Annotated in this window: 9 protein-coding genes; 4 read left to right on the top strand and 5 right to left on the bottom strand. The window is 60.5% G+C overall.

Annotation, left to right across the window (positions count from 1 at the left end; all coding sequences use genetic code 11):
- Positions 1-554: 554 nt before the first annotated feature.
- Positions 555-2,972, bottom strand: a complete 2,418-nt coding sequence (gene lon, locus Q1V60_RS15870) for an endopeptidase La (RefSeq protein ID WP_300632079.1) — start codon at positions 2,970-2,972, stop codon at positions 555-557.
- A gap of 356 nt (positions 2,973-3,328) precedes the next feature.
- Between lon and Q1V60_RS15865 the strand changes: the two genes are divergently transcribed.
- Positions 3,329-7,546 carry a glycosyltransferase gene (locus tag Q1V60_RS15865; RefSeq protein WP_300632077.1) on the top strand — a complete coding sequence of 1,406 codons (4,218 nt, stop codon included), beginning with the start codon at positions 3,329-3,331 and terminating at the stop codon, positions 7,544-7,546.
- 70 nt (positions 7,547-7,616) lie between these two features.
- Here the strand turns inward: Q1V60_RS15865 and Q1V60_RS15860 are convergent, their stop codons facing one another.
- Together Q1V60_RS15860 and Q1V60_RS15855 are read right to left on the bottom strand one after the other, a co-directional pair.
- Positions 7,617-10,034: a glucose/quinate/shikimate family membrane-bound PQQ-dependent dehydrogenase gene (locus tag Q1V60_RS15860; RefSeq protein WP_300632075.1), complete on the bottom strand. Its 2,418-nt coding sequence runs from the start codon at positions 10,032-10,034 to the stop codon at positions 7,617-7,619.
- Between the two features lie 368 nt (positions 10,035-10,402).
- Positions 10,403-12,421, bottom strand: coding sequence for a TonB-dependent receptor (locus Q1V60_RS15855; protein WP_300632072.1), 2,019 nt, complete (start codon positions 12,419-12,421; stop codon positions 10,403-10,405).
- 169 nt (positions 12,422-12,590) lie between these two features.
- On the opposite strand from Q1V60_RS15855, the gene Q1V60_RS15850 reads away from it, so the two are divergent.
- Positions 12,591-12,824: a VF530 family protein gene (locus tag Q1V60_RS15850; protein WP_024073644.1), complete on the top strand. Its 234-nt coding sequence runs from the start codon at positions 12,591-12,593 to the stop codon at positions 12,822-12,824.
- A gap of 4 nt (positions 12,825-12,828) precedes the next feature.
- Positions 12,829-13,455: a Pr6Pr family membrane protein gene (locus Q1V60_RS15845; protein WP_300632068.1), complete on the top strand. Its 627-nt coding sequence runs from the start codon at positions 12,829-12,831 to the stop codon at positions 13,453-13,455.
- Between the two features lie 340 nt (positions 13,456-13,795).
- On the opposite strand, the gene Q1V60_RS15840 is transcribed toward Q1V60_RS15845, so the two are convergent.
- On the bottom strand, positions 13,796-14,563 hold the full coding sequence (locus Q1V60_RS15840) for a siderophore-interacting protein (protein ID WP_300632066.1): 768 nt from the start codon (positions 14,561-14,563) through the stop codon (positions 13,796-13,798).
- On the bottom strand, positions 14,560-15,096 hold the full coding sequence (locus tag Q1V60_RS15835) for a PadR family transcriptional regulator (RefSeq protein WP_300632063.1): 537 nt from the start codon (positions 15,094-15,096) through the stop codon (positions 14,560-14,562). Before Q1V60_RS15835 ends, Q1V60_RS15840 begins: the two co-directional genes overlap by 4 nt.
- Before the next feature lie 542 nt (positions 15,097-15,638).
- Between Q1V60_RS15835 and Q1V60_RS15830 the strand changes: the two genes are divergently transcribed.
- On the top strand, positions 15,639-16,046 hold a 408-nt coding region (locus tag Q1V60_RS15830), incomplete at its 3' end, for a CS1 type fimbrial major subunit (protein ID WP_300632060.1).

The raw sequence follows: 16,046 nt of genomic DNA, 5'->3' as shown, positions 1-16,046 counted from the left end.
GCGGGAGCAAGCTCCCTTGCCACGGTGAAGGGTTGCTTCTTAACTGATTTGCCCGCGATGGGGCCGCTTCGCGACCCAGCGCGAGCAAGCGCCCTCGCCACGGTGAAGGGCTACTTCTTAACTGATTTGCCCGCGATGGGGCCGCTTCGCGACCCAGCGGAGGCAAGCTCCCTCGCCACGGTGAAGGGCTACTTCTTAACTGATTTGCCCGCGATGGGGCCGCTTCGCGACCCAGCGGGAGCAAGCTCCCTCGCCACGGTGAAGGGCTGCTTCTTAACTGATTTGCCCGCGATGGGGCCGCTTCGCGACCCAGCGGGAGCAAGCTCCCTCGCCACGGTGAAGGACTACTTCTTAACTGATTTGCCCGCGATGGGGCCGCTTCGTGACCCAGCGGGAGCAAGCTCCCTTGCCACGGTGAAGGGTTGCTTCTTAACTGATTTGCCCGCGATGGGGCCGCTTCGCGACCCAGCGGGGGCAAGCTCCCTCGCCACGGTGAAGGGCTGCTTCTTAACTGACTGGCCCGCGATGGGGCCGGTTCGGGCGCGGGAGATCTATCAGAAAAGCACCTTCGCCACATCCGCAAATCGCTTGGCGAAGTGCACGGTCATACCTTCCTTCAGATATTCCGGCAGTTCCTCAAAGCTTCCACGGTTCGGTTCCGGCAAGATCAACTCGTGAATCTTCTGGCGTCGGGCCGCAATCACCTTTTCACGCACCCCGCCGATTGGCAGCACATGCCCGGTCAAGGTCAGTTCGCCGGTCATCGCCACGCCTTTTTTCGGCGGCTGGTTGCGCGCCAGCGACAGCAGCGCGCTGGCCATGGTCACGCCCGCGCTCGGGCCATCTTTCGGCGTAGCGCCTTCGGGCACGTGTAAATGGACGAAGGCTTCATCGAAGAACTTCGGATCACCGCCAAACGACTTCAAGTTGGAGCTGATGAAGCTGTAGGCGATTTCCGCGGATTCCTTCATCACTTCACCCAATTGCCCGGTGAGCTTGAAGCCGCGATTGAGCGTGTGAATACGCGTCGCTTCGATCGGCAAGGTCGCGCCGCCCATGCTGGTCCAGGCCAGGCCGGTAATCACACCGGTGCCGGACAGCACCTGTTCATTGCGAAACACCGGCATGCCCAAAGAGCTTTCCAGGTCTTTGTTGCCGATCTTGATCACCGAGGCCGGCTCATCCAGCAGCTTGACCACCGCCTTGCGCACCAGTTTGCCCAGTTGCTTCTCCAGCTGACGCACACCGGCTTCCCGCGCATACCCGTCGATCAACGCACGCAAGGCGCCGTCGCTGATGCTCAGGCTGGTTTTTGCCACGCCGGCTTTTTCCAGTTGCTTGGGCCACAGGTGACGCTTGGCGATGGCGACTTTTTCTTCGGTGATGTAGCCCGACAGGCGAATCACTTCCATACGGTCGAGCAACGGGCCGGGGATCGAGTCCAGGGTGTTGGCGGTGCACACGAACAGCACTTTGGACAGGTCCAGGCGCAGGTCCAGGTAGTGGTCGAGAAATTCGACGTTCTGCTCAGGGTCGAGGGTTTCGAGCAGCGCCGAGGCCGGGTCGCCTTGGAAGCTCTGGCCCATCTTGTCGATCTCGTCGAGCATGATCACCGGGTTCATCACCTCCACATCCTTGAGGGCCTGCACCAGCTTGCCGGGCAGGGCGCCGATATACGTGCGGCGGTGGCCCTTGATCTCGGCTTCGTCGCGCATGCCGCCGACGCTGAAGCGGTAGAACGGCCGCCCCAGGGATTCGGCGATGGATTTACCGACGCTGGTCTTGCCCACGCCCGGCGGGCCCACAAGCAGCACAATGGAGCCGGCGACCTCACCTTTATAGGCACCCACCGCGAGGAATTCGAGGATGCGGCTCTTGATGTCGTCCAGGCCCGCGTGGTGTTTATCCAACACCTTGCGCGCGTGTTTCAGGTCGAGCTTGTCTTTGCCATACACGCCCCACGGTACTGAGGTGGCCCAGTCCAGGTAGTTGCGGGTGACGGCGTATTCCGGCGAGCCGGTTTCGAGAATCGACAGCTTGTTGAGTTCTTCGTCGATGCGTTTCTGAGCCTGGGCCGGCAGTGTTTTGCCCTCCAGCCGCTGCTCGAACTGTTCGACATCGGCGCTGCGGTCGTCCTTGGTCAGGCCCAGCTCTTGCTGGATGACCTTGAGTTGTTCCTTAAGGAAGAACTCGCGCTGATGTTCGCCGATCTTGCGGTTAACTTCGGCCGACAGTTCTTTTTGCAGGCGCGCGACTTCGACTTCCTTGCGCAGCATCGGCAGCACTTTTTCCATGCGCTTGAGCATGGGCACGCAATCGAGCACTTCCTGCAGCTCGTTACCGGTGGCCGAGGTCAGCGCGGCGGCGAAGTCGGTGAGCGGTGACGGGTCGTTGGGGCTGAAGCGGTTGAGGTAGTTCTTCAACTCTTCGCTGTACAGCGGGTTGAGTGGCAGCAGTTCCTTGATCGCATTGATCAGCGCCATGCCGTAGGCCTTGACCTCGTCGGTCGGCTCGCTCGGCTGGTGCGGGTATTCGACCTCCACCAGGTACGGTGGGCGGTGATGCTTGAGCCAGGTCTTGATGCGTACGCGGGTCAGGCCCTGGGCCACGAATTGCAGCTTGCCGTTCTCGCGGCTGGCGTGGTGCACCTTGACCAGCGTGCCGTACAGCGGCAGGGCAGAGGTGTCGAAGTGGCGCGGGTCTTCGGGCGGTGTGTCCATGAAAAACAGGGCAAGGGAGTGGTGGTCGGATTTGCTCACCAGTTCCAGGGTCTCGGCCCAGGGTTCTTCGTTGACGATGACCGGCAGTACTTGCGCCGGGAAAAACGGCCGGTTGTGGATCGGGATGATGTAGACCTTGTCCGGCAGATTCTGCCCAGGCAGGGCCAGGCCGGTGTTGGACGAGGTTTCGGCGTTTTCGGGGTCGGCGTAGTCGTTCAAGTCGTAATCAGGGATGTCTTGCTGGTCGCTCATGGGGCACCTGCATCAGGAAGTATGGTGCTTAGATGGGGCGGGGCGCCGCTGGTTTCAATGGCGGCGCGGTGTTAGCAACAAAATGCATGAATTCAGCGGATCTTGTGGCGCCTGGCTTGACCCCGTCTGAATACGCTGTGTTGCGCGAAGACCTATAGCGCCCTGACATGGCCGCTGACAGGTTCTTTTCGCCTTTTTTCCGCGAGATAACACTTAACGAGAGTCGGAAATTGTCCCGACCAATGCCGGGGCGTGACGTTCCGGCTGTCATCACAAGTGAAGTGGAACCTATGATCAGTAACCCAGCCAGCCGGATTCACCCATCATCTCCCCCAGCTCATGCCTCGCACTCGCCCTTGCCGGTCGAAACAGCCGGCGAGGCGGCGCGCGACGAGCCGTCTTCAAGCGTTCCTGCCACAGGCGTGCGTTCATTCCCACGGTTGCGGCGCAGCATCGAATTGGAGGGCGCTCCCGCCCCTGGCGAGACCCGGCCAGCGCTTGAAAGCCCGGCTCCCGGCGTCACGCATGCGACCCCCGAAGAGGTACTTGAGCAGCGCAAAGAGGCAGCGTGGAACAGGCATAACACCCAGAATCTGGTTAACGCCCTGAGTGAGATCCAGGAGGCTTGCGCGAAAGATCCGGGCCTGGATATCGCCGCAGCGCTGGAAACCACGAAGTTTCCCGTTCATCCCCTTTCTACCTTTGGGCGTGCCTACAGGATTGCACCGAATGAGCAGGTGCCGGTGGCCTGGTTCCTGCGGGAAAACCAGCTGTATGTTCCCGAAAACCTCGAGCAACTGGCTAACCTCATCGCGGTGAGCAAAGAGCCTTTGATCGAGTCGCCCCTGTATGGGAATCAATGGGGCCTGCTGTCCCGACCGGCCACACTGGACCCTGAGCAACGCACAAAGCTGAGCGAGATCGCCAAAACAGAAATGGGCAGGTTGTTCCCCGGCAGTGGCATGTTCAGTGTTTTTCATAAGACGCATGGCGTGTTGGTGCAAGGAAAGCACGCGACCGAGAAGCTTGAAAGGATGATAGGGAGTGCCGAGGTTCAAATCCTGGGCCAAAAGCTGGAAGCGGCATTCAAGGGGGCGCCGACGCCCACCAGCGCCGCTGAATGGGCCATGGCGGCGATGGTGCTGGAGCTTGATCCGCAGGCCGGCAGCCAGCATGGTGTGGTGGCCGGCTATGACCTTTATCAACCGAGTAATTGGGGGGTCAGCGCTTCGGTGGTGGTCCAGCGGTTGGTGCAGCACTTGGTGGACGGCGGCAAGGTGCCGGCCGAAATGGCGCCTGCCGCCGCCCGGCTGTTACTGGCGGGGGCCGCGCCTGTATTTCTGGTGGCGGGTATGCCGGGCAATCTGCTGGTCGGGTCTGCGGCCTTTGCCAGGCTGTCGGCGGCGGTGGCGGCGCAGGAGTTCTGGGCGCCGGGCAGTACGGCACACACCTCTTTTGACGCGTTAATGAGGCGTGCCGACCAAAGCCCCATTTCGGATGCACAGGCCGTTGTCGAGGCCAGGTCCCAGACCCAGGCGCTGATTGAGTGGGGCGTCGCCCAGGGCCGACTCTCTCGAGAGGACGCCGAGGCCTGCACACCGGCGCAAGTGGCGGCGTTGCGTGATGCCTTCAATGAGGCGTTCACCACGCTCCAAACAGCCCGGCAGCAGTTGAGCGCAAGCCTGCCGACGCGCAAGGAGATGGCGCTTGAGCAACTGCAAAAAGCCTATGGGGCTAAAGGCCCATTTGACGTGCGCAATATCCGCATCACCAACATCGATGCCAGCGAGAGCGAGTACCACTCACTGCTCGACATCTACATGGCCGGCAAAATGGACCGTATTCCACGGGGGGACCGCTACGACTTTCGGATAGGTAACCGTTTCCTCAGGGTCAAGCCGCTCCCTGATATCAATCAAGCGTTCAATACCCAATTCGATCAGTACTATCGCAACCTCAAAGAGGGCGTGGCGACGGTCGTCAAGCATCAGTTGTCGCAGCTTCCTCTGGAAGACCGGCAAACCATCGCGTCGGGCAAGGTCGAGTTTTTTTCGTTACGCAAGGCCAGCGTCGCGCAAGCCGAGGGCGAGGAGTCTGAAGCCGAGGCGCAAGCGGCCAAGGCGCGTTACGGACTGTTGATGCGGGTGGAGTCCAAAATCGACAAACAGGGCAGTGACAAGGACCACAAAAACCTGCGCTACGTGTACTACGAAGTGTTCCCCCTGCAAGGGCTTATCCGCCGTCGGGATGACCTGCCCAGGTACCTGCCGAACCCGGCTCCCAGGGTTGCCGACCCCGAGACGTATGCCGCGCGGCAGGCCAAAGGCGTTGGTTTCAAGGTCGATTACCAGGCGTATGAACGGGGTACGCCATTGCAGCCGGACGCGCAATCGAGCGGGCTTCTGACCGAGCGGGTTAGAGGGCTGCACCTGCCGGAGTCCAAACAAGGGCAGCAAGCCAATCCGGCTGTGCATGCCAACCCACGGTTCAGCACGATTGCCGATGTTGTCACCGACCATTTGCTGCACGACCGCGAGGCCATGAAGGCCGGCGCCAAAGGCGTGACGCCAGTGGAAGAGGAGGAGGCCGGCATCAAGGCCGGGCATGATTTTGTGACCGGCCTGATTCCGTTCAAGAATGCAATCGAGAACGCCGTCAAAGGCAACACGGGCGATGCGGTCAGGGATTTCGCGCTGGATATTCTCGGTTTCGCCATCCCCTTCGGCAAAGGGCTGGGGCAAGCGGGCAAAGCGGCGCGCACGCTGGGCGAAAAGGTCGGCATGCGCGCGTTCAAGGCTTCGGATACGCTGCTGCGAGCAGCCTTCTCCGGCCTGAACCCCGGCGATGGCCTGGGGGACCTGACCATGGGGCTGGTACGGCGCTCCAGAACCCTGTTGCAGGCCGGTTACAGGGAATTGAACGCGGTGCGGGGGTTGAATTTCAATGCCGCTGCATTTGCCAATCCCACCGGCGTGGTCGAAGGCACGCTGAAGACGCCTGGCGTTGTCGGTGATGCGTTGAAAGTGAGCGCCAAACGTCATCTCGGCCAGTGGTATGCCTTTGATGTGAATAGCGCCAGGGTGTACGGCCCGCCACTCAAGCATTTCCAGCCGGTGGCACCGGTCCGGTTGAACGCGGATGCTGTCGATAACGCCATGTTCAACCGCTATGCCGTCAGCCGGGCACGGTTGGCGGGCGTCACCCCCAACAGCCAGGGTATTTACAGAGGTGCCGACAACCGCGAGTACATCCGTAACGTGGACAACAACGGGAACGTCAGCGACTTCCAGGTCAGGGAAGTGTCTGCCGCTCACGGCGAGGTTCAGGCGCGCCTGATTGACCCGAAAACCAATCGCCAGACGGAGTTCCTGCTACAGAGGACCGGCACCGATCAGTGGCAAAGGGTAGGGTTGAAGGGAGGCGTGTCGGAAACATCCAGACCGGTCGTCATTGAACTGCCCATGGAAGAAGTGAACCGTGCGGTGACACGCGATGGAAGCGTGCAGTTCATGGCCAGTGATTCTCACCTGATGACGTTCGATGCGCAGTTGGGGGCCTGGCGCAACGCCCAGGGGCAGGTTCGCTGGCGCGAGGGGCTTTACCAGTGGAGAAGCGGCACCGTCGAGGAGTATCGCAAGGTCAAGGATACGCTGCCCAAGTCGGCTGTGACCGAGACGATCAGTTTCAACATACCCCGCGTGCCCAAGGGCGCGACGCCCATCGTCAAGGAGATCAACTATATCTGGGCGGGAGGCGTTCTGCCTGATCAGCGCGCCAGCCAGATAATAAGTAACGCCCACCATTCGCCTGGCTATAAATCCATTGTTCATATCGATGCGGACACGCCTGAGGCGTTTGAGCAGATCAAGGCGAAACTGCAAGGCAAGGCCCCCAATCTGGAACTGGTCAACTTGAATGAAGACAGTTTTTTCCAGGCGTTCAAGGCATCCAACCTGGGTGAGGTTTATCAGTTCTTCCGCCAAGGCACCACGCAAAACCTGGCGGCGGCCAGCGACTCGCTGCGTTATTCGCTGATCAATAAGCGGGGCGGTATATACCTGGACAGTGATGACGCGATTCAGGCCAATGTCGGTAATGTCGACCTCAATGCCGCGCCGGGCGAGGTGCTGTTGAACGGCCATGTCACGCGTGAAGACTTGGGGTTCACCGGCTATAACAACAGCAACTTTGCCAGCCATGCGGATAACCCTGTGCTCCAGCAAATAAACGACAACGTGTACAAGCGTTTTCAGGAAAATAAAACCTGGCTGCAAAGCAACCGGCCTTATTTGCCCGCACAGCCGACAGCGCAAGAAGTTGAACTGTTCGAAGCCTATGAGAACAAGATTTTCGACGTCACAGGGCCGCGACAGATGAACGAGGTATTGGAAGAAACCATGGGCGATACCTATCACTTGAGCTGGGCAGCGACCCGCCCGGATATCGAAGGCATCAAGCTGGCGGATGACGTTATGGTCGATTTGTCCAGGGCGGTGCAGCACTACACGCCGTTTTACGCCAGGTTTCCCGTTGAGATCGGTTCGGATGCGAGCATGGCCAGAGGGCCCGTTTGAAGTCAGCGGTGCTGAAACAAAAAAAGCGGCTATCTTTCGATAGCCGCTTTTTTGTGCTGCCGGGTACCGCTTAATCCGGCAGTTTGAACGCCATCACATAGTCACCCTGCTTGGTGCCCAGGGAACCATGACCGCCGGCCATGACCAGCACGTACTGCTTGCCGTCCTTGCCGGTGTAGGTCATCGGAGTGGTTTGCGCGCCTGCAGGCAGGCGGCCTTCCCACAGTTGCTTGCCGTTTTTCACGTCATAGGCACGCAGGTACTGGTCGAGGGTGCCGCTCAGGAACGCCACGCCACCGGCGGTGGTGAACGTACCGCCCAGGCTGGGCACGCCCATGGTCAGCGGGATCGGAACCGGCGAGCTGTCACGCACGGTGCCGTTCTTGTGCATCCAGATGGTTTTGTGGGTGGTCAAGTCGACCGCTGCCACATAGCCCCACGCCGGCGCCTGGCACGGCAGGCCCATCGGCGATAGCAGTGCTTCGAGGATCACGCCATACGGCGCGCCTTTGTTCGGCTGAACGCCTTCGGTTTCGCTGACGCGTGGGCCTTGCTTGGCGATGTCTGCAGCCGGGATCAGCTTCGATTTGAACGCCATGTAGCTCGGGTTCACGAAGGCGATCTGGCGGACCGGGTCAACCGAGATGCCGCCCCAGTCGAACACGCCAAAGTTGCCTGGGTACACGATCGAGCCTTGCAGCGATGGCGGCGTGAAAGGGCCGTCGTAGCGCATCGACTTGAAGTCGATCCGGCAGATCATTTGGTCGAATGGCGTCACACCCCACATGTCACGCTCCTTGAGGGGCGGCGGCATGAAGTTCAGGTCGGACTTGGGCTGGGTTGGCGAGGTGCGATCGCCCGCAACGGCGCCCTGTGGTACCGGGATTTCATTGATGGGCACAACCGGCTGGCCGGTGGCGCGGTCCAGCACGTAGATGCTGCCTTGCTTGGTCGACGCCATCACCGCTTGCTTGACGCCTTCAGCGGTCTTGATGTCGATCAGCGAAGGCTGGCCGCCTACGTCCATGTCCCACAGGTCGTGGTGGGTGAACTGGAAGGTCCACTTCACATGGCCGCTGTCGATGTCCAGAGCGGTCAGGCCGGCCGCGTACTTCTCGGACTCATCGGTACGGTCGCCGCCGTACTGGTCGGGCATCTGGTTGCCCATCGGCAGGTAGAGCATGCCGAGTTTTTCATCCACGGCGAACATGGACCACATGTTCGGCGAGTTACGGGTGTAGGTCTTGCCCTCGGCCAACGGGGTGGTGTCGTCCGGGTTGCCGCTGTCCCAGTTCCACACCAGCTTGCCGGTGTGCACGTCGAACGCACGGATCACGCCGCTTGGCTCGTCGACGGAAACGTTGTCGGTCACGTGACCGCCGATCACGACCAGGTTCTTGGTCACGGCCGGTGGCGAAGTGGAGTAGTAACCGCCTGGGGCGAAGCTGCCGATATTGGCACGCAGGTCGACCTGGCCTTTGTCACCGAAGTCTTCGCACATCTTGCCGGTGTCGGCGTTCAGAGCGATCAGACGGGTATCGGCAGTCGGTACGAAGATGCGTTTCGGGCAGGCGTTCGGCGCGGCGGCCGGGCTGGCGCTGCCGGTAGGGCTCTGCTCGGAGGCGTAGGCGGCGTCATCGTGATACGACACGCCACGGCAGGTCATGTGCGCCCAACCTTTGAAGTTCTCGGCACCCTGGGTGGTGATCTTCGGGTCGAAACGCCAGATTTCCTTGCCGGTGTCCGGGTCCAGTGCGATGACTTGGCTGTGCGGGGTACACACGTACAGCATGCCGTTGACTTTCAGCGGGGTGTTTTCCGCGGTGGTTTCACCGGGGTCGCCCGCGCCAGGAATGTCACCGGTACGGAAGGTCCAGGCCGGTACCAGCTTGTGCGCGTTTTCCGGGGTGATCTGGGCCAGTGGCGAGTAACGGTCACCGAAGGCCGAACGGCCATAGGAATTCCAGTCACCATCGGCTTGGCTCGGTGCAGCGCTGGCCATGCCCGGCACCGCGTCGCGGTCCAGTTGGCCGGTCTTGACCATTTCGCCAGGGTTGGTGAATTGGCTGGCCAGGGCGGTAGCACCCGCCAGCACCACGGCCACGCTCAGCGCGCCGGTGCCCAGCGGGGCGTTTTGACCACGCAGCAACGGACGGCGAAACCACGGCAACAACATGACGATGCCCAGGGCGAACAGCAGGGCCAGGCGCGGTACCAACTGCCACCAGTCCAGGCCGACTTCCCACAGTGCCCACACGGTGCTGGCGAACAGCACCAGTGCGTACAGGCCCAGCGCAGCGCGGCGGGTGGCCAGCAGCAAGACGCCGGTCAAGGCGATGCCGATACCGGCCAGCAGGTAATACAGCGAGCCGCCGAGCATGCTCAGCTTGACCCCACCGGCCAGCAAGGCCAGCCCCATGATCAGTAGCAGGACGCCTAGCAACCTGGGCAGCAGGCGGCTTGGGCTCGAGGCACCATCAGTGCTCATAGTGTGTTTCTCCGTTACGTTGGAATTATGTAGCCCCGTGCTTCACTGTAGATGACGATTCAGCGCGGGCTTGGTTCATCGTTATTTTGGGTTTTTTCGGTGGATAACTCGGTTATCCACAGGCGGGCAATAAGCCCCCAGGCGCAGGTCAATTCAAGACAGCGCTGTCTTTGCGTAGAGGGAAATTCTGCAAATGGAGGTCGACCGGGAAGTGAAGCGTTTCAGGTTGTTGCGAAGGATAATGCGGCGGGGCATTTAGAGAAAGGGTGAATCGCAAGATGCATCATTTCAGTTTTGGTAACAGTGACAGATAGTCGCTGCACAAAATGTGGGAGTTGCCAGCTCCCACAGGGGACCTACCGCATGGGTTAAAAGGTGGTTCGGACGCCGAATTGCACGCTTCTGCCCGGCGCCGGTGCGATGTCGCGCAGGATCGAGCTGGCATAGCGCACTGTTTGGTTGGTCAGGTTTTCACCGTTGACGAACGCCAGCCACTGGCTGCTTCCCACATTAAAGTGGTAACCCGCGCTTGCGCCGAGGGTGGTGTAGCCGTCGGTGCCACTTTCGTTACTTGGCACACGCCCTTGGCCGGCGGCATGTTCCACATCGATACGTGCCTGCCAACGGTCCAGTTCCCACAGCAAACCACTGTTCAAGCGCAGCGGCGCGATGCGCGGCAGGGCTTCGCCAGTGTCCAGGTTGGTTGCGCGGGTGTAGTCGCCCGACAGCTCCAGGGCGAACTTGCCGTAGGCGCCTTCGCTGAGCTTCCAGTGATCCTGAGCTTCGAAGCCGGCGAAACGTGCGCGTACGCCGGAATAGGTGTACTCGGGAATACCGCCCGCGTCCTGTTCGCCTTCATCATTGAGCGTACGGCCAGTGCCGAGCAAACCGATGTAGTTGGAGAAGCGGCTGTAGAACACGCCGACGCTGCCTTTATGGGTGCCATTGTCGAAGCGCAGCGCCAGGTCGCTGGACACGGCTTTTTCTTTCGACAGGTTGGCATCGCCCAGTTCGTAGGTGCCGGTGGCGACGTGAGCACCATTGGCGTACAGCTCGTAGAACGTCGGTGCGCGCTCGGTGTAGCCCAGGGTTGCGGCCACCGACCAGATCGGCGTCAGGGTGTAGACCGCGCCGGATGACAGGCTGCCTGCGGTGAAGTCATTGGCCTTGTCGGCAGTGGCGAAGCGCGCGTTGCCCTTGGCATTGGGGTCGACGCTGGTGTGCTCCAGGCGCCCGCCGAGGCTGAGCTTGAGGCGCTCGGTGGCTTGCATCTCTTCCAGGATGAACAGAGCGCCGGCATTGGTATCGGTCTGGGGGACGAAAGCTTCCTCACCCAAGGCCGAGAATTCGTTGCGGGTCACTTGTGCGCCTACCACGCCGTCGAACGGCCCGATGGGCTGATGACGAGCTTCCACCCGCGCTTCATAGCCTTTGTTCTGGAAGGTGGTACCGGTCTCGCCACCCTCGATTTCGCGATGCTGGTAATCGGTGTAGCCCGCGTCGACTTTCACCGAGCTGAATGGGCCTTGCAGGTTGCGGATTTCGGAGGCGAACGCGTAGTGCTCCTGTTGCATGCGGATGCGCACGTCCTGCTCGGCGGGGGAGCCGTAGTTGCTGTCGTAGTTGCTGTAGGACAGCCCCGCGTAACCGTCATCCCAGGTGTAGGAGCCACCCACCGCGCCGCCATCCTGGCGTCCGTCGCTGTTGCCCAGGCGCCCGCTCCTGCCGGGGCCATCGTCGGTTTCGGGGGCATGACGGCTACGGGCATCACCCGGAATTTTCAGGTCGTTGAACTCCCGCGCATTGGCGTCCAGGTGCAAGGCAAAGGTGCCGTCGCCGGCTTCCAGCTTGCCCGCGCTGCTGCGGGTGGTGTCGGCGCCGCCGTAGCGCAGTTCACCGGCACCGTGGATGCCCTCGATGGCTGCGGTGGGGATGCGGTTGTCGAAGGTATTGACCACGCCGCCGATGGCGCTGCCGCCGTACAACAAAGCTGCCGGGCCGCGCACGATTTCGATGCGTTCGACGTTGATCGGGTCCAGCGGCACGGCGTGGTCATAGGACAGTGACGAGGCATCCAGCGCGCCCACGCCGTTGCGCAGGATGCGAATACGGTCGCCGTCCTGGCCGCGAATGATCGGCCGACTGGCGCCTGGGCCAAAGTACGAAGAAGACACCCCCGGCTGCTTGTTGAGGGTTTCGCCCAGGCTGCCTTTTTGTTGCAGCGTCAGGTCGTCGCCTTCCAGCACGGTGGTGGGCGAGGCGAGTTGTTGGCTGCCCAAGGGGTTGCCGGTGATGACTTGGGTTTGCAGTTCCAGGGCGTGAGCCTCGGAGCAGATCAGCAGGGCGGCGGCGAGGGGAGACAAACGCCAGACACAGGAGAGGGACATCGGACATTCCTTGGCAGGATTTAGATAAGAGTTGTTACAATATAACATCTCTTTTTTCGCTGAGAAGGGGAACTTTTGCCGGGCGGCTATATTCAATGCAGTGCTTCCACCGTTACGCCCCGTCGGCTAAGGTGCGCGGCTGTGTTTCCTCTCTCGCAAAAGGTTCGGCATGACCGCGACAAGCAACGACCCACTCCACGGCGTGACCCTGCAACACGTCCTCACCACTCTGGTGGAACACTACGAATGGGCAGGCCTGGCCGAACGCATTGATATCCGCTGCTTCAAAAGCGACCCCAGCATCAAGTCGAGCCTGACCTTCCTGCGCAAGACTCCTTGGGCGCGCGAAAAAGTCGAAGGCTTGTACGTCAAGTTGATGCGCACCAAACGCCCGTTGGACTGAGCCTGTGAAGCGTTTTGTCGCGATGGCCGCGTTGGCCGGTTGGGTGGGATTGGCGATTCAGCAATACCTGATTTTGTATTCGCGCTGGTCCAGCGGCGCCAGCCTCTTGGGCGGGTTGATGAGCTTTTTCAGTTTCTTCACGGTGCTGACCAATATCCTGGTCGTCGTGGTGCTGAGCTATTGGCTGGTCAAGCGCGAATCCGCCGGCAAGCGGTTTTTCCTCGCGCCGGGTATCAGCAGTGCGATTGCCGCGAGCATCGTCCTGGTGAGCCTGGCGTACAACCTGCTGCTGCGGCACTTATGGAGCCCCGAGGGCTTTCAATTCATCGCCGATGAGTTGCTGCATGACGTGATGCCGTTGCTGTTTCTGATCTTTTGGTACAAGTGCGTGCCCAAGGGCACCTTGCGGCTCAAACACATTGCCGGGTGGGTGATTTACCCCTTGGTGTACTTCGCTTATGTGCTGCTGCGCGGGCATTCGCTTGGGCAGTATCAATACCCGTTCATGGATGTGGACAGCCTGGGTTACCCGCAGGTGTTCGTGAATGCCGGGGGGATCTTGCTGGGTTTCCTGCTGATTGCGCTGGCGGTGGTGGGGCTGGACAAGCGTCTCAAACCCTCCTCGATCTAAAGCGGGCACAGTCACTGTGGGAGGCGCCCGCCTCTTGGTTGGCATCGCAACAAGGTATCTACGCAACTTTGGGCACGACACTGAACCTGTGGCGAGGGAGCTTGCTCCCGTGGCGGCGGGGCAGCCTATCCCTCTCTGGCCGATGCCCCCGCGATCCAAATGTGTGTGGCTTGCCTGCGAAGGCGGCCTGACAGCGGATCAAGATCAAGAACAAAGCAAGAGCAAGAGCAAGAGCAAGAGCAAGAGCAAGAGCAAGAGCAAGCAGCGAGTCAGGACAGTCAGTTGTGTAAATACCTTTATGTAGATACCAATGGCTATCGCAGGCAAGCCAGCGTCCACTTTATTCGTCGTCGCTGCCTTCTGCGCGCCAGTAGCCCACGGCCTTGAGATACTCCTCGTTGACCTCGTGCGTATCCAGCAACACTCGCCGCACCTGGCGCGACAGCTTGGTTTCGGTTGCGACAAAGCTGTACAGCGTGCCGCCGGGCAGCGTCAGGTTGCGCACCACATCGAGCAGGTCATCCTGGCCGCGCAGCACCCAAATAATCTCTACATCCGCAGCGCTCTCCAGCACCTGCTGTTCTGCGGCATCGGCAATTTCAATCACCGCCAGCACCGTGCGCCCGGCGGGTAGTTCTTCGAGGCGTCGGCCGATGGCGGGCAGGGCGGTTTCATCGCCGATCAGCAGGTAGCTGTCGAAGATATCCGGCACGATCATCGAACCCCGTGGGCCGCCGATATACAGGTACTGGCCGACCTGCGCCTGCTCGGCCCAGGTGGACGCCGGGCCATCGCCGTGCAGCACGAAGTCGATATCCAATTCACCCAGGCTCAGGTCGAAACGCCGTGGCGTGTAATCACGCATCGCAGGTTGCAGGCCGTCGCCCTTGATCGTGAACGTGGGGCTTTCCAGGGCCGCCTGTTCGGCCGCGTTCTGCGGGAACAGCAGCTTGATGTGATCGTCACTGCCCAGGCTGATGAAACCCGCCAGTTCCGGCCCGCCCAACGTAATGCGGCGCATGCGCGGGGTGATATCCACCACGCGCAGTACGTGCAGGCGGCGGCGTTTGATTTCGTGGGTCACGCGATGAATGGCTTGAGTGTTCATTGGTCTTTCCCGTCGGCAATGGCTTGCGCGGTGCGGTTGAGCAGCGCCGCGACACGCGTGATTTCTTCAGGGCTCCAGCGCCCGTGGTGCGAGTGCAAGGCGTGGCGCAGGTTGTGCACCGCCTCGTGGATTTCCGGCGGCCGGTCCTGGCCGCGCAACGAACGCTTGCTGACGTCAATGCGCATGCGCACGCCATCCAGGGCAACGGCTTGCTCGCTTAAGAAGAGACGACCGGCGTCGGTGATTGTGTAGCTTTTTTTGCCGCCGTCGGCGTCGCCGCTGATCAACTCGCTCTCTTCAAGAAAGGTCAGGGTGGGGTAGATCACGCCGGGGCTGGGGCTGTAGGCGCCGTCGAACAGGCTTTCGATCCGGCGGATCAGGTCGTAGCCATGGCAGGGCTGTTCGGCGATCAAGGCCGGCAGCAGCAGTTTCAGATCGCCCGGGGCAAAGACGCGTGGCCCGCGCCCGCCGCGTTCGCGGCCCATGCGTTTGTCGAAGCCGTCGCGGCCGTCGTGGGGGTGGTGCTCTCTCATGTTCTCTGCTCGTCGATAGGTTTAGATACAACTTAAGATATATCTTCAGGCCGGCGCAAGCCTCCCTGACCGGCGGTTGCCCTAGCGCCGCGAGCACCGGATCGACTTAAAGTACTTCTGTCAATTGCAATAGTTTGAAGTTAGTGTATAACTAATTAGAGCGACTACTCAGTTGTTCGGAACATAATATGTTTGCTCTTAGGGTGCGCGGATACATGGGCCTTAACGCACGCATGTCATTCGCTTCTTACAGAAAACTGCTGCATGATTTGTTCTTGATTAATATATGTAGGTGATTTCCTACAGCTATAAATTAAGTTTTGGCAAAGTGCCATCTTTTTCCCTCGAGCCGAGCTGCCTAAGGCTACAGGCCATAGGGAACCTGCCTGCATACCTGTTTTTCGAGTTCGTGGATCATTGTTCTGCGTTGCAACGGTTCAACTAACCACGCCGCGCTATCGTTATAAGTCAGCTAGGTCGCTTCGCGTTTCATCCCCACTTATAACGGCCCACTTAATCCACGTAAAAGACAGGTACTTACCATGTTCAAGAAGTTTGCGATTGCTGTACCCCTGGCTGTCATGGCTATGAATGCTTCCCTGGCATTCGCTGCTGACGACGCGCGTTCGTCGATCAACATCACCGCAAGCATCCCGACCAAGCAGTTCCATGCACAGCCGCGTGATCCGAACTGGGGTAAGGATGAAACCATGGCTTACAACCCTGTCACCGGCACCCTGGGTGGGTTGCGTCAGACCTACGATTTCAAAAACACCGAAGGTTCGATTAACGCCTACATCCAGGGTGGCCTTGCTTCGTTGACCAACGGCACCGACTCCATTGCGCTGGACGTCAAGATCGGCGGTGTCACCGTGGGCGCCACTCCGGTGGAAGTGGTGGATGATGCGACTTCCAACCCAGGCACCCAAGCCGACATGACGATTGCCGCC

Origin of the sequence: Pseudomonas sp., assembly GCF_030147005.1 — a bacterium.
GTDB lineage: Bacteria > Pseudomonadota > Gammaproteobacteria > Pseudomonadales > Pseudomonadaceae > Aquipseudomonas.
Note: the sequence above shows the minus strand (reverse complement) of the source record. Positions and strands in the feature narration are given on the sequence as shown.